The 22,381-nt window shown below is 63.4% G+C and carries 15 protein-coding genes and 2 tRNA genes; 4 read left to right on the top strand and 13 right to left on the bottom strand.

The annotated features are described in order from the left end of the window. Nucleotides 1-23: 23 nt before the first annotated feature. From O3301_RS01995 to O3301_RS01985, 3 genes are all read right to left on the bottom strand, one after another. Nucleotides 24-1,118 carry a S41 family peptidase gene (locus O3301_RS01995; RefSeq protein ID WP_305055354.1) on the bottom strand — a complete coding sequence of 365 codons (1,095 nt, stop codon included), beginning with the start codon at nucleotides 1,116-1,118 and terminating at the stop codon, nucleotides 24-26. Between the two features lie 107 nt (nucleotides 1,119-1,225). Continuing rightward, complete coding sequence (locus tag O3301_RS01990) at nucleotides 1,226-1,759, bottom strand: MarR family winged helix-turn-helix transcriptional regulator (RefSeq protein ID WP_305055353.1); 534 nt, start codon at nucleotides 1,757-1,759, stop codon at nucleotides 1,226-1,228. Nucleotides 1,760-2,054: 295 nt separating this feature from the next. Next, the gene (locus O3301_RS01985) at nucleotides 2,055-2,357 is read right to left on the bottom strand and encodes an HNH endonuclease (RefSeq protein ID WP_289898069.1); all 303 of its coding nucleotides are present in this window, start codon (nucleotides 2,355-2,357) and stop codon (nucleotides 2,055-2,057) included. A 252-nt stretch (nucleotides 2,358-2,609) separates the two neighbouring features. Between O3301_RS01985 and O3301_RS01980 the strand changes: the two genes are divergently transcribed. After that, a complete protein-coding gene (locus O3301_RS01980) occupies nucleotides 2,610-4,061 on the top strand; it encodes a serine hydrolase (protein WP_305055352.1) in 1,452 nt (483 codons plus the stop codon). A 36-nt stretch (nucleotides 4,062-4,097) separates the two neighbouring features. Here the strand turns inward: O3301_RS01980 and O3301_RS01975 are convergent, their stop codons facing one another. The 3 genes from O3301_RS01975 to O3301_RS01965 all read right to left on the bottom strand — a co-directional run bounded on the left by O3301_RS01975 (nucleotide 4,098) and on the right by O3301_RS01965 (nucleotide 8,543). Beyond that, nucleotides 4,098-4,748 carry a TetR/AcrR family transcriptional regulator gene (locus tag O3301_RS01975; RefSeq protein ID WP_251348905.1) on the bottom strand — a complete coding sequence of 217 codons (651 nt, stop codon included), beginning with the start codon at nucleotides 4,746-4,748 and terminating at the stop codon, nucleotides 4,098-4,100. Nucleotides 4,749-4,759: 11 nt separating this feature from the next. Continuing rightward, nucleotides 4,760-7,186, bottom strand: coding sequence for a membrane-bound PQQ-dependent dehydrogenase, glucose/quinate/shikimate family (locus O3301_RS01970; protein ID WP_305055351.1), 2,427 nt, complete (start codon nucleotides 7,184-7,186; stop codon nucleotides 4,760-4,762). A 310-nt stretch (nucleotides 7,187-7,496) separates the two neighbouring features. Next, complete coding sequence (locus O3301_RS01965) at nucleotides 7,497-8,543, bottom strand: NAD(P)-dependent alcohol dehydrogenase (protein ID WP_289905130.1); 1,047 nt, start codon at nucleotides 8,541-8,543, stop codon at nucleotides 7,497-7,499. A 179-nt stretch (nucleotides 8,544-8,722) separates the two neighbouring features. Between O3301_RS01965 and O3301_RS01960 the strand changes: the two genes are divergently transcribed. Continuing rightward, the gene (locus O3301_RS01960) at nucleotides 8,723-9,685 is read left to right on the top strand and encodes an AraC family transcriptional regulator (RefSeq protein WP_305055350.1); all 963 of its coding nucleotides are present in this window, start codon (nucleotides 8,723-8,725) and stop codon (nucleotides 9,683-9,685) included. Here the strand turns inward: O3301_RS01960 and O3301_RS01955 are convergent. Then, nucleotides 9,667-13,239: a hydantoinase B/oxoprolinase family protein gene (locus O3301_RS01955; RefSeq protein ID WP_305055349.1), complete on the bottom strand. Its 3,573-nt coding sequence runs from the start codon at nucleotides 13,237-13,239 to the stop codon at nucleotides 9,667-9,669. The genes O3301_RS01960 and O3301_RS01955 overlap by 19 nt on opposite strands. A gap of 132 nt (nucleotides 13,240-13,371) precedes the next feature. Between O3301_RS01955 and O3301_RS01950 the strand changes: the two genes are divergently transcribed. After that, nucleotides 13,372-14,916: an NAD(P)H-hydrate dehydratase gene (locus O3301_RS01950; protein WP_305055348.1), complete on the top strand. Its 1,545-nt coding sequence runs from the start codon at nucleotides 13,372-13,374 to the stop codon at nucleotides 14,914-14,916. A gap of 91 nt (nucleotides 14,917-15,007) precedes the next feature. On the opposite strand, the gene O3301_RS01945 is transcribed toward O3301_RS01950, so the two are convergent. Next, entirely contained in the window at nucleotides 15,008-15,655 is a 648-nt protein-coding gene (locus O3301_RS01945; RefSeq protein WP_289898417.1) for an ABC transporter ATP-binding protein, read from the bottom strand. Between the two features lie 103 nt (nucleotides 15,656-15,758). Here O3301_RS01945 and O3301_RS01940 point away from each other — a divergent pair, with 103 nt between their 5' ends. Further along, nucleotides 15,759-16,448 carry an arylesterase gene (locus tag O3301_RS01940; RefSeq protein ID WP_285817016.1) on the top strand — a complete coding sequence of 230 codons (690 nt, stop codon included), beginning with the start codon at nucleotides 15,759-15,761 and terminating at the stop codon, nucleotides 16,446-16,448. 169 nt (nucleotides 16,449-16,617) lie between these two features. On the opposite strand, the gene O3301_RS01935 is transcribed toward O3301_RS01940, so the two are convergent. The 5 genes from O3301_RS01935 to lon all read right to left on the bottom strand — a co-directional run bounded on the left by O3301_RS01935 (nucleotide 16,618) and on the right by lon (nucleotide 22,138). Further along, nucleotides 16,618-18,543, bottom strand: a complete 1,926-nt coding sequence (locus O3301_RS01935) for a SurA N-terminal domain-containing protein (RefSeq protein ID WP_305055347.1) — start codon at nucleotides 18,541-18,543, stop codon at nucleotides 16,618-16,620. Between the two features lie 411 nt (nucleotides 18,544-18,954). Further along, nucleotides 18,955-19,031: transfer RNA gene (locus O3301_RS01930), tRNA-Asp, on the bottom strand. Nucleotides 19,032-19,048: 17 nt separating this feature from the next. Next, a tRNA-Asp gene (locus tag O3301_RS01925) sits at nucleotides 19,049-19,125 on the bottom strand. A gap of 124 nt (nucleotides 19,126-19,249) precedes the next feature. Next, the gene (locus O3301_RS01920) at nucleotides 19,250-19,522 is read right to left on the bottom strand and encodes an HU family DNA-binding protein (protein ID WP_010398442.1); all 273 of its coding nucleotides are present in this window, start codon (nucleotides 19,520-19,522) and stop codon (nucleotides 19,250-19,252) included. 204 nt (nucleotides 19,523-19,726) lie between these two features. Then, nucleotides 19,727-22,138 (bottom strand): endopeptidase La, encoded by a 2,412-nt coding sequence (gene lon, locus O3301_RS01915; RefSeq protein WP_034787304.1) that lies wholly within the window; start codon nucleotides 22,136-22,138, stop codon nucleotides 19,727-19,729. Nucleotides 22,139-22,381 lie beyond the last annotated feature (243 nt).

The raw sequence follows: 22,381 nt of genomic DNA, 5'->3' as shown, positions 1-22,381 counted from the left end.
GCGGGCATATCCGGCGGCTTGTATCAAGGCTCTCCCCTGAGCGTGTAGACCGGCTTCTCGGATTCGCCTTTTTCCGCCATCGCAAGCACGCGCTGCAGTTCCTTGCGCTCGCTGCCCTCCTTGGCCGATGACACCAGGTTGCGCAGGATGGCGACATGCGCCGCCTGCAGCGCCTGCGCCGCGGGCACGGCGATGTCCGGTTTCACGCCGACGAGCTCCCAGTTGGTTTTGGTGACGACATTGGTCGTGCGCGCGGTCGGGATCGAGACGATGATGTCCTGCCCCAGGTTGTACCAGCTCACGGGATTGGAGCCGCCGCCGGTGGTTTCTCCGACCACCGTGCCGCGCTTTTGCGCCTGGATGCCATAGGAGAAATCCTCCCCGGCGGAAAACGTGCGGGCCGAGGTCAGCACGTACACGGGCTTGTCGTAACGCTGTGCGACCGTCTTCACGGTCCAGAACTGCCGCGTCAGACCGGTCGGGCGATCGTACATGTCGATCAGGTGACGCTCGTCGCCGAGCGGGAAGAAATGACTCATCAGGTAAGCCACGCTGGCCGGGCTACCGCCGCCGTTGCGGCGCAGGTCGAGGATCAGCGCATCCGTCCCCGCCATGAGCGACATCGCCGCCGTGTACGCCGCGCTGACGTATTCCGGGCCGCCGAAGCCTCGCAGCTCGATATAGCCGACGTTGCCGGGAAGGCGTTCGATCTTCTCGATGTCATAGCCGCGCCGCGCGGTCTGGTCGCGCCACTCGTCCGTCTTGGCGCGGCTAGGCAGCTCGGGGGTGGCGCTGCGCTCGCGAAGGCCTTCGTACACCGCGGTGCCGAAATGCAAGTCGCCGCTCAATTCCCGCAAGTCCTTCGCCAGCGCCGTACTGAACGCCTGGGTGTTGGCGGCGCTCGCATAGCCTCCTTCGGCATTTTTCCTGGCGATCGCAGTGCCGACCCGTTCGGCCACGGCCGGTTCGATGTAATTCGCGTTCATTTTCGTGACCAATGTCTGCACGATCGCAGCGCGGCCGGACGCGTTCAACGCGGTGTCCGCCGCCGCAAAAACTTGAAACGACACCAGCGTACCCACTACGACAGCTGCGACAAATTTCTTGCTACCTGACATACATTCCTCCAAGTTGGACTGCGAAGCGATTGATCGTTGCATGAAAAAAATACGCGTGATGCCCCCCGGCGCGTCATCGAAGCGGCGCCTGGGCAGGCAAGCCTGCATCATTCGGGTTGATCGTCCAGGTGTGGCCGTGCCTGCGCCGGAGCGGTATCGAGCTGCGGCCCGCCGTCGCGCAGGCGCTGCAAGTTGGCGTCGCGGATGCGCGCGCCGAAGGAGCGTGTCTCGAGTACGGTGATCGCCTGTCCGAGGCAGGCGGACAAGGGAAACGCCAGTTCCGCATCGAGGCTGTCGGCCGCCGATTTGGTCGCCTGCCAGCACACGCGCAGGCGCGGCAGCAGCGTTTCGCCAGCGGCGCTGAGGCGCACCACGCGCTGCCTGCCGTCTGCGCCGCCGGCGGCCACCGTCAACAGGCCCTTTTTCACCATCAGGGCCACCGTCTGCGTCGCGGCAGGCTGCGTGAGGCCGGCCAGGGCCGCCAGCTCGCCGACGGTCGCGCTAGCCTGCTCGGCCAGCACCCGCATCACCGGTGTATAGCGCGGCCGGTAATCCAGCCCCGCTTCCACATAGGCTTGCTCGACCGCGCCGTCCAGCAGTTCGATGAGATGTCGTAATTGTGTGCCGAGTCCAGGTTTCATGGAACCATGGTAGCACCATTTACATAAGAGCTTATATAAATATTTTACATATTTGAAAACCTTTACGGCGAGCCGCCGCCGGAGGCTGCCGCGTGGAACCCAGGAAGATGAGAGACGAGATGAGGTGAAAAACGGATGGATGGCGTCTGGGGCCAACGGGGCATCCCCGCCCTGACGGATGGCTTAGGATGCCCTGCCCGACCGGGCTGGCATCAGCAGCGCGCCAGCTACTGCGCGCCACAGGTCATCGCCTGCATTTACGCCAGGTTATAGACTGTTTCCAGGACCGCGATTGTCAGCGGGGCAATTTGTACCGTATCAGCAGCGTAGGTCCCTTGCCGCCGGATGGCGTCAGCAGTATCTCGTCACCGGGCAGCATCTCTTCATACATCACCGTGCAACAGGTCGGCATCGAGTGGCCGCGCGCCGGATAGATGCCGACGTCGGTGTGCAGGGTTGCAGCGCGCACGTCCACGCTGGTCTTGCCGGCCTTTCCCTCTTCTTGCAGCAGTTTGCGCAATGCGGTGACGAAGTCCCCTTTGCTGAGCCTGACAGGCGTCTGGCTGGCTTGCGGGCGCGCGGTTGCGTCGTTTTTCATGGCAGTTTCTTTCAGTGTATACATTCCCGCCACTATATCATCCGCCCCCTGGCGGCATCACGCCAAAAATAGCGGCCAGAAGCTGCCCGACGCAATTGCGCAATGGACCCACTCCATATATCCGGCCAGTGTGCATTCTGTCCCTGTATTCGCGCGGCCCGTCGCATGCCTGTCTGGCGCTGAAAAATCACAGCGTATTGTTAAGTCTTTATCATGAGCGGCGGGTAGCACGCTGCCAAACAAGGGGAAACAATGCAAAAAACGATAGGTCTGATAGCTGCGGTCGTATTCGCCTTGAGCGCCGCTGTCAATGTCCAGGCAAGCACGCTTGACGAACTCGTGCGCGCTTACGCTGAACAGCGCGACTTTAGCGGCGTCGTGCTGGTCGCGCGCGATGGCCAGCCCATCTACCAGGCCGCGTTTGGCATCGCGCAGCCGGCCTGGAAGGTAGCCGTCACCGACGATAGCGTGTTTCGTATCGGTTCGCTCAGCAAGCCACTCACCGCGACCTTGGTCATGCGGCTCGCGGAGCTTGGCCGTATCGACCTCGATGAAACCGTCGGCACCTACCTCCCGGCGGCGTATGCAGGTACTGCCGCGGGGAAAATAACGGTGCGACAACTGCTGGCGCATACGTCCGGCCTGGCAGATCTGCCATCCCGCTACACCGATCCATTCTGGAGCAAGGACGCGCGCCGTCATTACACACCCAAAGAATTCGCAAGCGAATGGATTCCTGGCGCACTGGCAAGCGAACCCGGAACCTGGCGCTACAACAACAACGGCTATTACTTGCTCGGAATGATAGTTGAAGCGGCCACCGGAAAAAGCTATGCCGAGAATATGAAACAATATGTCTTTGCGCCGGCGGGCATGCAAGACAGCGGCGTATTCGATGGCCGCACAATTATCGCGAAACTTGCACAGGGAACCGTGCAGGCCGACGATGGCACGCGCGTCATGCCCCCCTATATCGATCCATCCGTATCCTATTCCGCCGCTGGCCTGTATGCGACGGCGCTCGACCTGGTGCGCTTTGACTCTGCGCTGGCCGGCGGCCGCCTGCTCAAGCAGACCTCCCAGCGCGAAATGTACACCAACAGGGGCAAGGGCTATGGTTACGGCTGGGAGGTCGCGGACTGGGCCGTAAGCACGGATGCGCCACTTCCCGTTGTCCTGCATACCGGAAGCATCCCTGGCTACCAGAGCATATTTGTGCGCTCCTTATCCGATCGTGTGGCGATCGTCATTCTTGACAATGCCTGGCAAGGGGCGACGGTGGTTGCGATGGCCAGGGACATTGCCGACCTTGTGCACGGCAAACCGGTGGCCTTGCCGCGACGCAGCCTGCAGGCTGCCCTCAGCCCCATCTTGTTTCGTGAAGGCCTGGACGCAATGCGTGCCGCCTACCTCCGCCTGGGTGTACGCGAGTCCGCAACGTACGATGTGAGCGAATCCGCGCTCAACGCTTTTGGCTATAGCCTGTTGCGCAAGGGCCAGCCGGAAGCGGCCATCCAGGTCTTTCGCTGGAATGCGGAAGCCCATCCCCTTAGCCATAACGTCCACGACAGCCTGGCTGAAGCCCTGCTTGCGTCGGGAGACCGCGAAGGCGCCCGCGCCGGCTATGCGAAGGTATTGGCCCTGGACCCAGGCAATCGCCACGCGACTGAAGAACTGGAAAAGCTCCGGCGCACGAATCCCTGAGGCCACCGGCCAACAGACTATTCTCGGATTACGGCCCTATCGGGCCGACTCCGCCTTGCGCGCCACCCTTGCCACCACCAGCTCGATCAGCTCCGCGATCAAGGGCCGGAACGTAGCCGCATTGCCGCCCTGCCCCAGCATGACGGTGCGCGTGGTCAGGTGCGAAAAGACGGCGTCGAACAGGATTTGCGGCAGGTTGGAAAACGATGTATCGGGCGCGATGCGGCCCTGGGCGCGCTGCTGTTCCAGCAGGCGCAAGATCAGCGCATGCCACACTTGCGGACCGTGTTCGTACCAGGTCAGGCCCACGGCCGGCACGGCGGCTGCGCCCGTGACGACGAGGCGGTAGAAATCCACGTGGCGGGGGCTGGTGACGACGGCCACCAGTTCATCGAGGATCAGCTGCAAGCCCTGTTCCAGGCCCGCTTGCGAGGTATCGAGGCGGCGCAGGTCGATGATGAAATCAGCGCACAGGTATTCGACCACCGCCACCAGCAGCTCCTGCTTGCTGCCGAAGTAGCGGTAGGCCGTGGCCTTCGAGCCGCCCGCCTCGGCCACGATGGCGTCCATGCTGACGCCGTCGTAGCCGGAGGCGAGGAAGAGGTCCGCCGCCGCCACCAGCAGCTTGCGCCGCCGCTCCTCGCTTCGGGTACTCGGGGAAGCTGGAACGGTGCGCAACTGGGGCATGAAGCAAACTCTTACTGTGTCTTGGGAAGCGCGTATGCTATCACGTAATCTCCCCGGTCCGGGCTCTGGCGGGCGCCGCCCGCCACCACCACGACGTACTGGCGCCCCGACCTGGGCGACACATACGTCATCGGCGTGCCTTGCGACCCCACGGGCATGCGCGCCTTCCACACTTCACGTCCCGTGGCGATATCCATGGCGCGCAGATAATAATCCTGCGTGCCCGCATAAAACACGAGGCCCGACGCCGTGCTCACGCCGCCGCCCAGGGTGGGCATGCCCAGCGGGATGGGCAGCCGCGCGCGCACGCCGTTGATGACGGCGTCCTGCACCGTGCCGGCCGGACGCTCCCACACTTTCGTGCGCGTCTTCAAATCGATGGCGGCAAACACGCCCCACGGCGGACTTTGGCAAGGTATGCCAAGCGGTGAATTGAAGGCCTTGTGGTCGATGACGAAGGGCGTGCCATCCATCGGATAGGTGCTGCCCACGCCGTGGCCCGACGTCAGCTTGGCCACGTCCACCGTTTCGCGCGGCACCAGCTTGACCACTTGCGGCATGCGGATATCGTTGACGAACATATAGCCATTGCTTTCATCGACGGCCGCGCCGCCCCAGTTGAAGCCGCCGTAGTAGCCTGGATAGATCAAGGTCTCTCGCGTGCTTGGCGCCGTGAACTCTCCTTGGTAATTGAGCTTGCGGAAGCTGATGCGGCACGCCAGCTGGTCGAAGAAGGTGGCACCCCACATGTCGCGCTCCGTCAGCGTCTCGGCGCCCAGGGCCGGCATGCCGGTGGAATATGGCTGCGTCTTTGCCACCCAGTCGCCGGCCGCATGCTCCTGCGGCACGGCTTTTTCGATGACTTCGGCAATCGGCTTGCCCGTGCGGCGGTCCAGCATGAAGATCTGGCCACGCTTGGTCAGCTGCACCAGTGAGGGAATCTTGCCGCCCTTGCCGTCCGGGACGTCGTACAGGGCCGGCTGCGCCGCCACGTCGTAATCCCAGATATCGTGGTGGACGGTTTGATACGTCCACCGTTCGCGGCCCGTGGCCATGTCGAGGGCAACGATGGCCGACGCGTATTTTTCCGTCAGCGGCGGGCGCTTGCCGCCCCAGAAGTCCGGCTGCTCGTTCCCCGTCGGCAGGTAGACGAGGCCCAATTCATCGTCGAAGGCCGGAGTCGACCACATGTTCGGCGTGCTGCGCGTGTAGGTCTGCCCTTCCGGCGGCAGCTTGGTGATGGCCGGATTGCCCAGGTCCCAGGCCCACACCAGTTCCCCCGTGTCGGCGCTGTACGCGCGCACGACGCCCGACGGTTCATCGGTGGAGCGGCCGTCGAAGACCCAGCCGCCGAGGATGATCAGGTTGCGCGCCACCGTGGGCGCCGATGTGTAGGCGTAGTACGGCACGTTCATCTTCACCTTGCCCAGGCCGACGGTGAGATCGACGGAACCCTTGTCGCCGAAGCCCTCGCACTGCTTGCCCGTCTGCGCGTCGATCTCGATCAGGCGCGCATCCATGGTCACTTGCACGATGCGCTTGGCGCACGCGCCCGCCGCCGGCGCGCCGGAAGCCTGCATGCCCTCGACACGGAACGGCTTTGTCACTTTGGCCGGCTCGTAATAGCCGACGCCGCGGCAGCGGTTCCACGTTTTGGTGTTGACCGGTTTCGGATCGAAGGTCCAGCGCTCCTTGCCCGTGTCCGCGTCCAGCGCGATGACCTTGCTGGTCGGCGTGCACGTATAGATGGTGTCGCCGATCTGCAGCGGCGTATTCTGCGATTCGGACGCGCCCTCGGCCAGCTCGCCCGTGCGGTAACTCCACGCCACTTGCAGCTGGCCGACATTCTGCTGGTCGATCTGCGTGTACGGCGCGAAGCGCGTGCCTTTCGGCCCATGGCCATAATGCGCCCAGTTGGCGCTGCCGTCATTGACGGGCGTCACAGTATCGTGCTGCGGCTGCGCGGTGGCTTCCAGCACGCCGTGCGGCTGGAACATGGAGGCAAAGCCGGCCACCAGCACGACGGCAAACAGGGCCGCGAAGCCGCGCGACTGGCCGCTGTGGCCTCGGCCTGCCAGCCACGGATGCAGCAAGGCGGCCGCCAGGCCGATGACGAGGAACGGCGCCAGGCGCGGCACCATGGGCCAGAAGGCGAAGCCGATTTCCCACACGGCCCACAGCAAGGTCGCCAGCACCAGCGCGGCGACAACGCCACTGGCCAGCGGCTTGCGGCGCCCATACAGCACGCCCGCCAATATTAAACCGAGACCGGCCAGCAGGTAATACCAGGAACCGCCGAGGCTAATCAGTTCGATGCCGCCCGCCGCCAGGGCCAGGCCGGAACATCCGAGAAAAACGCCAAAAACCGCCAGGGCAATGCGCTTGCCCCTGGAGACCGCCGGGATCGCCGCCGCTCCATTCTTTGTTGAAGTGTCCATTTTTTATCCATGACGCCTCCCCTGCCCAGGCCAACACGCCGGGGATGGCTGATTTTTTAAATCTACGTAGTGAAACTGTACTGTACGGTTTCATTTTATGCCGATTTTTGACGCAAGGAAAGAAAAATTGATGCAGGAGCTTGATTTTTGGCGGGGATGGGATGGTGATGCTGCGGCAGCATGCCGGTGTTGACCTGGAGCGTGCTCCGCCGGAACGCCCGAAAAACGCCCAGGGCTAGGCGCCCCGCCGAAGACAGTACGAATAGTACGGCGAGGCGGAGCAACAACGCCCTGGGCGTTTTCTCGGGTGTTACAAAGAGGCCATGTCGATGACGAAGCGGTATCGCACATCGCTCTTCACGACGCGCTCGAACGCCTCATTGATATCCTGGATGCGGATAATCTCGATGTCGGAGACGATATTGTGCTTGCCGCAGAAATCCAGCATTTCCTGGGTTTCCTTGATCGAGCCGATCATGGAGCCGGACAGGCTGCGGCGCGCGCCCACCAGGCCGAAGGCGCTGATCGGCGGCACGGCGCCGTCCGGGATGCCGACGATGACCATGCTGCCATCGACCTTCAGCAGGTTGATGTACTGGTTCCAGTCGATCGAAGCGCCCACGGTGCAGATGATCAGGTCGAAGGTGCCGGCCAGTTTGCTGAACGTTTCCGCGTCGTTGGTGGCGTAGTAATGATCGGCGCCCAGGCGCAGGCCGTCTTCGCGCTTCGACAGGGTCTGGCTCAGCACCGTCACTTCGGCGCCCATGGCGTGCGCGATCTTGACGCCCATGTGGCCCAGGCCACCCATGCCCAGGATGGCGACCTGCTTGCCGGGGCCGGCCTTCCAATGGTTCAGCGGCGAGTACAGGGTGATGCCGGCGCACAGCAGCGGCGCGGCCGCGTCCAGCGGCAGGTTGTCCGGAATCGACAGCACATAGCCTTCCTTGACGACGATGCTGTCCGAATAGCCGCCCTGCGTGGCCGTCTTGCCGTCCGCTTCGACGCCGTTGTAGGTCTGAATCAGGCCGGGCATGTACTGTTCCAGGTCCACGTTGCGGGTCTTGCAAGTGGTGCAGGAGTCAACGAAGCAGCCCACGCCTACGTGGTCGCCCACCTTGAACTTGCTGACGTTGGCGCCGACGGCCGTGACGACGCCGGCGATTTCATGGCCGGGCACCATCGGGAAGGCGGCGCCGCCCCATTCGTCGCGCGCCTGGTGGATGTCGGAATGGCACACGCCGCAGTATTTGATCGAGATGGCCACGTCGTCTTCGCGCGGGGCGCGGCGCTCGAACGTGAACGGTTGCAGTGCGGAAGTCGGGCCCAGTGCGGCGTAGCCTTTGGCGATGGTGGTCATGAAAACTCCTGTATCTATATGTGTGTAACGAGGGGGGACGCGTGCCATGCATGCGATTGCACAAGTGTGCCCGAGAAGCTGCCCCGCCGTTACCGCGATCCTGCAAGACCTTTGCACGATCCTCCAAATCTGCGTAAGATCAGCCCCTGCCCTCCCTCGCCTGACGCATACTGCCACCCATGCCTACCTTACTCCTGCCCCAAGATGAAATCGCCGCCCTGATCAGCCGCCACGCGCCGCGCACGGGCGACTACGCGACGGCCATCGGCAACCTCACCTTCCACCGCCAGTCGTCCGTCACGGAATCGCTGTTCCATGCGGCGCGCCCCAGCGTGGCCATCATCGCGCAAGGAGCGAAGGACGTCACCCTGGGCACGGAAACCTTCCATTACAGCCGCATGCAGTATCTGCTGACGTCCGTCGACTTGCCGGTGCAGGTGCGCGTGGTGGAAGCGAGCGTGGACAAGCCGCACCTGTGCGTGGTGCTGGGCATCGACATCGCCGACGTGGCCGCGCTGCTCGATAGCGAAAGCGGCGGCGACAGCGCCGCGCAGCAGAAAATCCTGCCCGCCGCGCGCGGCATTTCCGTCAGCGACGTGTCGCCCGAGCTGCTCGACGCCATGCTGCGCCTCGTGCGCCTGCTCGACAAGCCGGGGGAGATCGCCGCGCTGGCGCCCCTGATCCGCCGCGAGCTGACCTACCGCCTGCTCAATGGCCCTGTAGGTGCCCGCCTGCGCCACATGGCGCTGGCCAGCAGCCAGTCGCACCAGGTGGGGCAAGCCATCGACTGGATCAAGCACCATTACGCGCAGCCGCTGCGCATCGAGCACCTGGCCGGCATGGCGAACATGAGCATGTCGTCGCTGCACCACCACTTCAAGGCGATTACCGCCATGACGCCGATGCAGTACCAGAAGCTGCTGCGCCTGCAGGAAGCGCGGCGATTGATGCTGGTCGAGCAGATCGACGCGGGCACGGCCGGCTACCGCGTCGGCTACGCCAGCGAATCGCAGTTCAGCCGCGAATACAGCCGCCAGTTCGGCCGCGCGCCCATGCGCGACGTGGGTCAGGTGCGCGCGCAGCTGAGCGGCGCCGGGGCCGCCAGTGCCAGTGCCGACCTGGCCTATTCCGTCTTGCCGTAGCCGCCGCCGCCCGGCGTTTCGATGACGAACACGTCGCCCGCCCGCATGTCCGTCTTGCCGATATGCGCCAGGTGCTCCACCGTGCCATCGGCCCGCTCCACGTAATTGCGCCCCAGCGCGCCCGCCTCGCCGCCGGCCATGCCGAACGGCGGAATAATCCGGTTGTTCGACAGGATCGCCGCCGTCATCGCGTCCAGGAAGCGCACCCGCCGCACGCCGCCATTGCCGCCGTGCCAGCGCCCCGCCCCACCCGATCCGGCGCGGATGCTGTAGCTGTCCAGGCGCACGGGGAAGCGCCACTCGAGGATTTCCGGGTCCGTCAGGCGCGAATTGGTCATGTTCGTCTGCACCACGTCCGTGCCGTCGAAGCCGGGGCCGGCGCCCGAGCCGCCCGATATCGTCTCGTAATACTGGTATTTCTCGCTGCCGAACGTGAAATTGTTCATCGTCCCCTGCGAGGCGGCCATGGCGCCCAGCGCGCCATACAGGGCGTTGGTGATGCAGGTCGAGGTTTCCACGTTGCCCGAAACGACGGAAGCCGGATACCGCGGGTTGAGCATGGAGCCGGGCGGGATGATCACGGTCAAAGGCTTCAGACAGCCGGCATTCAGGGGAATCTCGTCGTCGACGAGGGTGCGGAACACGTACAGCACGGCCGCCATGCAGACGGCGGACGGTGCATTGAAGTTGTTCGGCAACTGGCTTGAGGTGCCCGTGAAATCGATGACGGCGCTGCGCCGCGCCACGTCGACCTTGATCGCCACCTGGATGCGCGCGCCGTTGTCCAGGTCCAGCGCGTAGCTGCCATCCTTCAGGGTCGTGATGACCCGGCGCACGGCTTCCTCGGCATTGTCCTGCACGTGGCCCATGTAGGCTTGCACGACAGCCAAGCCGAAATGCGCGACCATGTTATGCAGTTCTTCGGCCCCCTTCTGGTTGGCCGCCACCTGGGCGCGCAGGTCGGCCAGGTTTTGCCGGGGACTGCGGGCCGGCCAGCTGGCGCCCGCCAGCAAAGCCAGGGTTTCGTCCTCGCGCATCACGCCCGTGGCGCCGTCGACCAGCTTGAAATTGTCGATCAACACGCCCTCTTCCTCGATGCGCGTGGAGTCCGGCGGCATGGAACCGGGCGTCGTGCCGCCGATGTCCGCATGGTGGCCGCGCGAGCCGACGTAGAACAGGATGGAATCCCCCTCTGCATCGAAGACGGGCGAAATCACCGTCACGTCGGGCAGATGCGTGCCGCCGTGATACGGGTCGTTCAGCATGAAAACGTCGCCCGGCCGCATGGCGCCCGCATTGCGTGTCATGACGGTGCGGATGCTCTCGCCCATGGAACCCAGGTGCACGGGCATATGCGGCGCATTGGCGATCAGGTGGCCTTGCGCGTCGAAGATGGCGCAGCTGAAATCGAGCCGCTCCTTGATGTTGACGGAATGGGCCGTATTTTGCAGGCGCAGGCCCATCTGCTCGGCGATCGACATGAACAGGTTGTTGAAAATTTCCAGCATCACGGGGTCGGCATCAGTCCCGATGGCGCGCCGCTCCGGCAAGGCGGCGACCCTGCGCAAGATCAAATGGCCGTGCGCCGTCACTTGCGCGCGCCAGCCTGGCTCAATGACGGTGGTGGCGTTGGCGTCGCTGACGATGGCCGGGCCGTCGATGGCATCACCCGGGCGCAGGCTGTCCGCCGCGTACAGGCCGCTGTCGCGCCACGCACCGGCGCAGTAGATCTGCACCGTTTGCACGGGCGCCAGCGCGCCAGCGCGGGCCCCATACGCCGGCGTGGCCACTTGCGGCGCATCGGATGCGCCGAGGGCTTCCACGGAAATAGCTTCCACGATCAAGGCGCGCGCCGGCATCAGGAAGGAAAAGCGTTTTTTGTACGCCGCTTCGAACTGCGCCTGCATGCTGGCCACCGTATCGAACAGCACGACGAGGGCCGAATCCGTGCCTTCGTAGCGCAGGTGCACGCGATGCACGAGCGCGATGCGCTCGCCTGCCACGCCCTGGCGCAGCAAGTCGCCCCGCGCCTGCTCTCCCAGTGCGGCGAAATCGCGCGCCAGGTCGGCCCCCAGTGTCGCTTCGATGGCCCGCTCGCGCATGGCGCTCTGGTCGGCCAGGCCCATGCCGTAGGCCGACATCACGCCCGCCAGACTGTGGATGAACACCGTGCGCATGCCCAGCGCGTCGGCCACCAGGCAGGCATGCTGGCCGCCCGCGCCGCCAAAGCTGGTGAGCGTATATTCCGTGACGTCGTGGCCCCGCTGCACGGAAATCTGCTTGATAGCGTTGGCCATATTGCCCACGGCGATGGCGACATAGCCTTCGGCCACCTCCTCCGGCGTGGCATTGACCGTGCGCGCCAGCGCTTCGAACTGGGCGCGCACCGTGGCCGCGTCCAGCGCTTCATCGGCGTCGGGGCCGAAGACGCGGGGGAAGAACGCGGGCTGCAGCTTGCCCAGCATGACGTTGCAGTCGGTGACGGCCAGCGGGCCGCCGCGCCGGTAACTGGCGGGGCCCGGATTGGCGCCCGCGCTGTCCGGTCCCACCTTGTAGCGGGCGCCGTCGAAGTGCAGCAGGGAGCCGCCGCCCGCGGCCACGGTGTGGATGCTCATCATGGGCGCGCGCATGCGCACGCCGGCGATCTGCGTCTCGAACACGCGTTCGAACTCGCCCGCGTAATGCGACACGTCCGTCGAAGTGCCGCCCATGTCGAAGCCGATGACCTTGTCGAAACCGGCCAGCGCGCTGGCGCGCACCATGCCGACGATGCCGCCGGCGGGACCGGACAAGATGCTGTCCTTGCCCTGGAAGGCGCGCGCATCCGTCAAGCCGCCGTTCGACTGCATGAACTGCAGGTGCACGCCGGGCAGCTCCATCGCCAGCTGGTCGACATAGCGGCGCAGGATCGGCGACAGGTAGGCGTCGACCACGGTGGTGTCGCCGCGCGCCACCAGTTTCATCATGGGGCTGACCTCATGCGACACGGACACCTGCGTGAAACCGGCTTCGCGCGCCAGCTGCGCCACCCGCGCCTCGTGCGCATGATGGCGGTAGCCGTGCATCAGCACGATGGCGATGGCGCGCACGCCGCGCGCATGGGCTTGCGCCAGCGCGGCCTGCGCGGCCGCTTCGTCGAGCGGCGTCACGACGTCGCCGTGGGCGCCCACCCTTTCGTCGATCTCGATCACGTCACCATACAGCAGTTCGGGCAGGATGATCTTGCGCGCGAACAATTGCGGGCGATTCTGGTAGGCGATGCGCAAGGCGTCGCGAAAACCCCGCGTGATGGCCAGCACGGTGGGCTCGCCCTTGCGTTCGAGCAGCGCATTGGTGGCGACCGTCGTGCCCATCTTGATGGCGCCCACCTGCTCCACGGGCAGCGGCGCACCGGGCGCAAGGCCCATCAGCCGGCGCATGCCGGCCAGCGCCGCGTCGCGGTACTGGCCCGGATTTTCCGACAGCAGCTTGCAGGTGGCCAGGCTGCCATCGGGACGGCGCGCCACGATGTCCGTAAAGGTGCCGCCACGGTCGATCCAGAATTGCCAGTCCATCGCCTTGCCCCCGCGCTTATGTGAGATGGCTATTGTAGCCGTCAAACAGGCGCGCATTTCAGGCGTGCGCGCCTTGCCTTTCGCCCGCATCGGCCTTATGTTGAAGACATGCTGACTAACGGAACACGCTCCATGCCCCTGATCGACTCTGCAACACCGCTGTACTCCATCGCCGAACTGCGCGCCATCGAACAGGCGGCCATGCGCGACTTGCCGCAAGGGCTGCTGATGCAGCGCGCGGGCCAGGCGGCCGCCAGTGCCGCCCTGAAGCTGCTGCACGCCCAGGAAGAAGGCGGCGATGCGGGCCACCGGCGCGTACTGGTGCTGGCCGGCCCCGGCGACAACGGCGGCGACGCGCTGGAAGCGGCCGCGCACCTGGCCGGCAGCGGCACCGAGGTGCTCGTCTGGCTGGCGCCCGCGGCGCAAGCCACGTCGCCCGAGCGCGAACAGGCGCTGAGCCGCGCGCGCAACAGCGCCGCGCGCTGCATGGATGCGGCAACCAGCACGGCGTCGGCCGCCGTGGGCGCCGCGCCGTGGCACCTCGTCATCGATGGCCTGTTCGGCATCGGCACGTCGCGTCCCCTGGACGGCGAATGCCGCGACGTGGTCCATCTGGTGAACCAGCTCGATTGCCCCGTGCTGGCGCTCGACGTGCCCAGCGGCCTGCACGCGGACACGGGCGCCATCGACGGCGTCGCCATCCGCGCCACGCATACGCTCACCTTCATCGGCGACAAGCCTGGCCTGCACACGGCAAATGGCCGCGACCATGCGGGCGAAGTGGAAGTGGCCGCGCTGGCCATCGATCCCGCCCTGCTGCTGCCGGCGAAGGCGCAGCTGGGCGGCCTGCACCTGTTCGCCCGCCAGCTGCAGCCGCGCCGGCAAAACACGCACAAGGGCAGCTACGGCAGCGTGGCCATCATCGGCGGTGCGCAAGGCATGGCCGGCGCGCCCATCCTGGCGGCCCGCACGGCCCTGCATGCGGGCGCGGGACGGGTGTATCTCGCCTTTCCCGACGCGCCACCGGCGTTCGACAGCGGCCAGCCGGAACTCATGTGCCGGCACGCCCGGGACGTGGATTTCTCGGGCCTGCACTTCGCGGCGCTGGTGGCCGGTCCCGGCCTCGGCGACAAGGCCGGCACGGTGGAGCTGCTGCTGCGGGCGTTCGACAGCGACAGCCCCCTGCTGCTGGACGCCGATGCGCTGAACCTGATGGCGGCCGAGCCGGAACTGCAATCGGCGCTGGCCGTGCGCACGGGCGCGGGGGCGACGATATTGACCCCGCATCCGCTGGAAGCGGCGCGCCTGCTCGACATGACGGTAGCCGAGGTGCAAGCCGACCGCCTGGGCGCGGCGCGCCAGCTGGCCACGCAGCTGGGCGTCATCGTCGTCTTGAAAGGGTCGGGCACGGTGATCGCCGCGCCCGACGGCCAGGTCGTCGTCAACAACACGGGCGGCCCCGCGCTGGCGACGGCCGGCACGGGCGACGTCTTGGCGGGCCTGTGCGGCAGCCTGCTGGCGCAAGGCTGGCCGGAATGGGAAGCGGCGCTGGGCGCCGTGTGGCTGCACGGCGCGGCGGCCGATGCCTTGGTGGCGGCAGGCAGCGGCCCCATCGGATTGACGGCGGGGGAATTGATCCCGGCGATACGCAAGTTGATCAATGCCTTGTCGGTGTAATAACGACGTATTACAAGGAATGTCACGACGCCTGACAGCAAGTAGGTCGGATTAGCGCGTCAGCGCGTAATCCGACAATCAGCAGCACCAATCACACCAGCCTGCCCGCCGCAATCGTAATCGTGCGGCCGCAGCGCGCCGCAATCGAACTGTCATGCGTGACGAGCACGAGGGTCGAGCCCCGCTCGCGGTTCAACTCGAACATCAGCTGGATCACGGCTTCGCCCGTGGCAGCGTCCAGGCTGCCCGTCGGCTCGTCGGCGAACAGCAGCGGCGGCTCCGTGACGAAGGCGCGGGCCAGCGCCACGCGCTGCTGCTCGCCGCCGGACAGGTATTTCGGATAGTGTTTCAGGCGGCTGCCCAGGTTCACCCTTCCCAGCATGGCTTGCGCCTTTTCTTTCGCGTCCGGGTCGCCGCGCAATTCCAGCGGCAGCATGACGTTTTCCAGCGCCGTCAGGTGGGCCAGCAGCTGGAAGGACTGGAACACGAAACCGAGCTTTTCCTTGCGGAAACCGGCGCGGCCGTCTTCGTCGAGGGCGAAGATATCGGTGCCGTCGAGCATGACCTTGCCCTCGCTGGGGGTGTCCAGGCCTGCCAATAAACCGAGCAAGGTGGACTTGCCGGAACCGGAGGCGCCGACGATGGCCAGCGTCTCCGCCGTTTGCACGGTAAAATCGACTTGATGCAGGATGGTCAGCTCACCATCGGCATCGGGTACGCGCTTGGCCAGCTGGACCACTTCGATGGCCGGCCTGGCCTTTTGGCTGTCGGGAGCGGTGGGCCGCTGGGCCGCTGCTTCTGACGGGAGAAAACTGGTGGAAGTCGCTTTAGGGAATTCGGGCATGCTGATCTATCTTAAAAAATTTCGTGAACAAATAAGTGTCGAGGGCGGCAACCGCCTGCGGCGGCGCACCCTGTCCTTGCTTCCTGCGGCAGCCCTGCTCCTGGTGTCAGGCATGACGAACGCCTATTCTGCACCAAAAACGCTGCTGGTGCTCGGCGATAGCCTGTCGGCCGAGTACGGGCTGGCGCGGGGCACGGGCTGGGTGGCGCTGCTGGAACAGCGGCTGCAAGCGCAAAAGAACGACACGCGCATCGTCAACGCCAGCATCAGCGGCGAGACCACCAGCGGCGGCCGCGCGCGCCTGCCCGCCCTGCTGGCCAAGCACCAGCCCGACGTCGTGCTGATCGAACTGGGCGCCAACGACGGCTTGCGCGGCTTGCCCGTGGCGGCCGCCGAAGCGAATCTGCGCGCCATGGGCGAGGCGGCCAGGAAATCGGGCGCGCAGGTGGTGCTGGTGGGCATGCGCATGCCGCCCAACTATGGCCGCGCCTACGGCGAGCAATTCTATGGCGTGTACGGCAAGCTGGCAAAGGAATGGAAGGCGCCTTTGGTCCCCTTCATGTTCGAAGGCATCGCCGACCAGCCGCAGCTGTTCCAGGCCGACCGCATGCATCCGAATGCCAAGGCGCATCCGACGATTCTGAAAAATATCTGGCCGCAACTGGCGCCGTTGCTGAAAGCCAAGTAAGCCAGTTGTTGACGTTACCTCTAGCCCGAGGCAAAAATCCGGGGTCAGACCCGGCGGGTCTGACCCCAGCTCTACGCTGATGGTCATGCTCAGTTCATTGGCACGCACATTCCGCAGACAAAAAAATAGCCGCTCGAAAGCGGCTATTTTTATGCGTGGAAACTAAATCTTACGGTGCTTCCGGCGCTGCGGCGGCTGGGGCGGTGAGCGGTTTGACGATCTTCACCTTGGCCTTGGCTTTCAGGTACTCGACGTAATCGAACATTTCCTGTTGCGCCAGGATGCCGCCGATCTGGTCTTTCTCTTGCTGGCGGCGCGCCGCGTCCACTTGCGCCGGCTGCTGCACCTTGCCGATGCGGTAGATGCCGTAGCCCAGGGCTGGCAAGTCCACGCCCACATAGGCTGGCAGCTTGCTCGTGTCGGCCTTCATGACTTGCGCGATGGCGGCACGGTTGATGCCGTCCAGCTTGCTGCGCGATACCCATTGCGCCGCGCCGAAGCCCGTCGCATCGCCCGACGCCTTCAAGGCGGCCAGCTTGGTCTCGCCCGCCTTCTTGGCCAGCTTTTCCGCTTCTTCCAGGGTCACGCGCTGACGGATCATCGCTTCGACTTCGGCCAGCGGACGCTTCGTTGCCGGCTTGAATTCCACCACGCGGCCAGCGATCAGCACGTTAGGTGCGACGGTCACGGCTTCCGTGTTGCGCTTGTCTTTCAGCGAATCGTTCGAGAAGATGGCGGCCAGGAACTTGGCGTTGTTGAACGGCGCCTTGCCCAGTGCCGGCGACGGCGTGCGCGACAGGTTGGCAACGGATTCCACTTTCAGTTTCAGCTTGTCGGCCACCGGCTTCAGGCTGTCCGATTGCTCATAGACCGTGTTGGTGAACGTTTCCGCCATTTCCGAGTATTTCTTGGCAGCAAATTGCTTGCGCAGGTCGGCCGTGATTTCGCCGCGCACTTCATCGAGCGCACGCACGTGCTGTGGTTTGAGCGAGGTGACGGTCAGGATGTGGAAACCGAAATCGGAAGCGACGACATCGCTGATTTCGCCTTGCTTGAGTTTCGAAACAGCGCTCAGCAGCGGTGCCGGCAAGCCATCCTTGCCGATCACGCCCAGGTCGCCGCCCTGTTCCGCGGAGGCCGGGTCTTCCGACTTGGCTTTCGCCACGGCGGCAAAGCTGGCAGGCGCCTTGCGCACGTCAGCCAGGATCGCTTCGGCTTTGGCCTTGGCGGCTGCCTTGTCGGCTGCCGAGGCGTCTTTCTTGACGGCTACGAGGATGTGGCTGGCCTGACGCGCTTCTTCCGTCGTGTAGGCTTTCTGGTTCTTCGCGTAGTAGCCGGTCACGTCGGCGTCGCTGACGTCGACTTGCTCGCCGGCGGCGCTGTCGTCCAGCACGACGTATTCGATCTTGGCTTGTTCCGGGATTTCGAAGAACTTGCTGTTCTTGTCATAGAATGCCTTGATCATGGCGTCCGTCACTTTGACTTCCGACACGTACTGGGCGATCGGCAACAGCAGTTCCTGCACTTCACGCTCTTCCGAGGTGATGTCGGACAGGCGCTTGGACACGGTGTTCGGCGCGAAGGCGGTGCCTTGCACGGCGCCGGCCAGTTGCTGCAGGGCCAGGTCGCTGCGGCGGCGCGCATCGTACATCTGCGGCGTCATGCCTTGGGCTGCCAGCATGGCCTTGTAGCGTTCCAGGTCGAATTTACCGTCCGGCAAGGTCAAGCCTGGGATTTCCAGCACTTCCTTTTGCAGCACGGCATCGCTGATGACGAGGTGGCTACGGCCCACTTCGGCGGCCACGGCGCGCTCGGCGATCAGGTTGTCGAGGATGCTCTGGCGCGCTTCCGGCGTGTCAAACATTTTTTGGTCGAACTGCTCGCCCATCATCTGGCGGTAGCGGTCGATCTGCTGGCGTTGCGCTTCTTCATATTGCTGCTGCGTAACGACCTGGTCGCCGACCTTGGCGATGGTGTTCGCGCCATCGCCGAAGCTTTGGTAGCCGCTGATACCGACCAGTGCAAAAGACGGGACGATGACCAGCATCAGGAGAAACTGCATCAAGCGTCGATGGGTACGAATAAATTCAAACATGGTCAGCCAATTCGGGATGAGTGGATCACTATAAAAAAAGGCGAACATGCGTTCGCCTTGATTTCTTCGGCGGAATGGACGGGACAGATGTCCACTTCCCCTTTAGATTCAACAACTTGGCGCTGGAACTAAAGCAGGATTCTGACGCCCAAGCCATTATCTCCTGATTCTACAATGCCCATAGCGCTATAGCAAGAGTAAATCAGGGCGCGCGCCCTGCCCTGGCGCCGCCTGGATGGCAAGGCGCCGGACTCGGACATTTAACCCGATGCAGCTTAAAGGGGATTTAAACGCCGGTGTTTTTATTCAACACGGCAGGATGGAATTTTAAAAAGCAGGCGCGCCGAGATAATCTGGCGCTGGAAAAGAAAAACCCGCGCTACTTATTCAGCAGCGCGGGTTTCTATATTCTGGCGGAGCGGACGGGACTCGAACCCGCGACCCCCGACGTGACAGGCCGGTATTCTAACCAACTGAACTACCACTCCTTGAGAGCGTATTTTTTTGGCGGAGCGGACGGGACTCGAACCCGCGACCTCCGACGTGACAGGCCGGCATTCTAACCAACTGAACTACCACTCCGAAAAATACACAGTACTACTTGCATTTGTATCCAGGATCGCCATTCAAGAACGTCGATCCTGAAATCGCGGCACCCGGGGGCGCCGCCAAATGTTTCCGGTGATTGTCACCTCACCGAAGTCCGTTAGTTTACAGCATCCTTCAAAGCTTTACCAGCTTTAAATTTTGGAACTTTTGCTGCTTCGATCGTGATCGCTTCTTTGGTACGCGGATTGCGGCCGGTACGCTCAGCGCGTTCGCTGACCGAGAAAGTGCCAAAACCAACCAGCGTCACGCTGTCGTTGTTTTTCAAAGTTTCCGTCACGCCGCCGATAACAGCGTCGAGTGCGCGCGCAGCGGCGGCTTTGGAAATGTCAGCTTTTTCAGCAATGTGGTCGATCAATTCAGTCTTGTTCACTAGCATCCCCAATTACAAAGGTATAAAACGTTTACCGTATCGTTGCGGCACTTTTGGCACCACAGCTGTCCGGCGAAAAAAATGTGCAGGCGTATTAAACAAGCCACACTGTATATGTGTCAAGCGCTTTGGGGGCGCAATTCACGTTTCAATATAAAACAAGCGCTCTAAAAGCGCTTGTTTGGGGAAAACAGGGGTAAAACGTTAGTGTTTTACTACCTCACCGGCCGCGTCAGGCTTGGCCGCGGCAGCCGTAACAGCCTCCACCGCAGCGACGTCCGCCAACGCTTCAGGCATGCGTTCGAGGGCGATTTCCAGCACTTTGTCGATCCAGCGCACCGGCACGATCTCCAGTTTGTTCTTGACGTTGTCCGGAATATCGGCCAGGTCTTTCACGTTTTGCTCTGGAATCAGGACCGTCTTGATGCCGCCGCGATGGGCCGCCAGCAGCTTTTCCTTCAAGCCGCCGATCGGCAATACTTCGCCGCGCAAGGTGATCTCGCCCGTCATCGCCACGTCGGCGCGCACGGGAATGCCCGTGAAGACCGACACCATCGCCACCGTCATGGCCGCGCCAGCCGAAGGACCGTCCTTCGGTGTCGCGCCTTCCGGCACGTGGATGTGGATGTCGCTCTTCTCGAACACGTCCGCCTTGATGCCCAGGCGCTGTGCCCGGCTGCGCACCACCGTGCGGGCTGCCTCGATCGACTCTTTCATGACGTCGCCCAGGGTACCCGTGCGGATGATGCCGCCCTTGCCCGGCATCGACACGGCTTCGATGGTCAGCAGGTCGCCGCCCACTTCCGTCCATGCCAGACCGACCACCTGGCCTACCTGGTTTTCTTTCTCTGCGACACCGAAATCATAGCGGCGCACGCCGAGGAACTTATCCAAGTTCTTCGAGTTGACGATGACTTTCTTGTCGGATTTCTTCAGCAGCAGCATCTTGACCACCTTGCGGCAGATCTTCGACACTTCCCGCTCGAGCGAACGCACACCGGCTTCCCGCGTGTAGTAGCGGATGATGTCGCGCAGCGCCGACTCGGCCACCGAGATTTCCTCTTCCTTCAAGCCATTGTTCTTGATCTGCTTCGGCAGCAGGTAACGCTGCGCGATGCTGGTCTTTTCATCTTCCGTGTAACCGGACAGACGGATCACTTCCATGCGGTCGAGCAAGGCTGGCGGAATGTTGTACGAGTTCGACGTGGCCACGAACATCACGTCGGACAAGTCGAAATCGACTTCGATGTAATGGTCGGAGAACGTGTGGTTCTGTTCCGGGTCGAGCACTTCCAGCAGGGCCGACGACGGGTCGCCACGGAAATCGGCACCCATCTTGTCGACTTCATCGAGCAGGAACAAGGGATTGCGCACGCCGACTTTCGACAGCGATTGCAAGATCTTGCCCGGCATCGAGCCGATGTAGGTGCGGCGGTGACCGCGGATTTCCGCTTCGTCGCGCACGCCGCCCAGGGCCATGCGCACGAACTTGCGGTTCGTCGCGCGGGCGATGGACTGGCCCAGCGAGGTCTTGCCCACGCCCGGAGGACCGACGAAGCACAGGATAGGCGCCTTGAGCTTGTCGACGCGCTGTTGCACCGCGAGGTATTCCAGGATGCGTTCCTTGACCTTGTCGAGGCCGTAGTGGTCGCCCTCGAGCACTTTTTCAGCGTTCGCCAGGTCGTTATTGACCTTGGATTTCTTTTTCCAAGGCAAGTTGACCAGGGTGTCGATGTAATTGCGCACGACGGTGGCTTCGGCCGACATCGGCGACATCAGCTTGAGTTTTTTCAACTCGTTGGTAGCCTTGTCGAGCGCTTCCTTCGGCATTTTGGCCGAAGCGACTTTTTTCTCCAGCTCGTCGAGGTCGGCACCATCTTCGCCCTCGCCCAGTTCTTTCTGGATCGCCTTGACTTGCTCGTTCAGGTAGTACTCGCGCTGCGACTTTTCCATCTGGCGCTTCACGCGGCCGCGGATGCGCTTTTCCACCTGCAGGATGTCGAGTTCGCCTTCGAGCTGGCCCAGCAGGTGCTCGAGGCGCTTGGCCACGCTGAAAATTTCCAGGATGACTTGTTTTTGCTCAAGTTTCAGCGGCAGGTGCGCGGCCACCGTGTCGGCCAGGCGGCCGGCATCGTCGATGCCCGACAGGGAAGCGAGGATTTCCGGCGGGATTTTTTTGTTGAGTTTGACGTACTGGTCGAACTGCTGCACGATCGCGCGGCGCATGGCTTCGACTTCCGACTCGTCGCCCGGCTCGGACTCGAGCGGCGTCAGGTCGGCGATGAAGTGCGTCGGGGCATCGCTGATGTGGTTGATACGGGCACGCTGCGCGCCTTCGACCAGCACCTTGACGGTGCCATCGGGCAGCTTCAGCATTTGCAGAATATTGGCAACGCAGCCAATTTCATAGATATCCGAAGGAGACGGCTCGTCCTTCGCGGCTGCTTTTTGAGCGGCAAGCATGATGCTCTTGCCCTGCTCCATCGCAGCTTCCAGCGCCTTGATCGACTTTGGACGGCCAACGAACAGCGGTATCACCATATGCGGGAAAACGACGACATCCCGCAACGGCAATAACGGCAGTTGAGTTTGCTCAGTTAATTTGGAAGTTGTCATGGCGTACCTTATAGAAAGCGTGTTTACGATGTTGGCGCTCGCTGCCAAAACACAAGACCGGCGAGAATAAATAATTCTGTGAAACAAACATTTTTCTGTTTATTTCGCAAAACACACCCGCATGACGGTAATAAATGCAGTTTTCACAGTAAAAAAGCCACGCGCAGCTAAGCGCCGCGAGTGGCTTTCCGATTGAAGCCTGCACTCATTGATTTAAATTGTACTGCCATGCATTAAGGAATC

This window comes from Janthinobacterium sp. SUN211 (assembly GCF_030587315.1).
Lineage (GTDB): Bacteria > Pseudomonadota > Gammaproteobacteria > Burkholderiales > Burkholderiaceae_D > Janthinobacterium > Janthinobacterium kumbetense.
The sequence above is the reverse complement of the archived record's forward strand: the minus strand, read 5'-3'. Positions and strand labels throughout refer to the sequence as shown.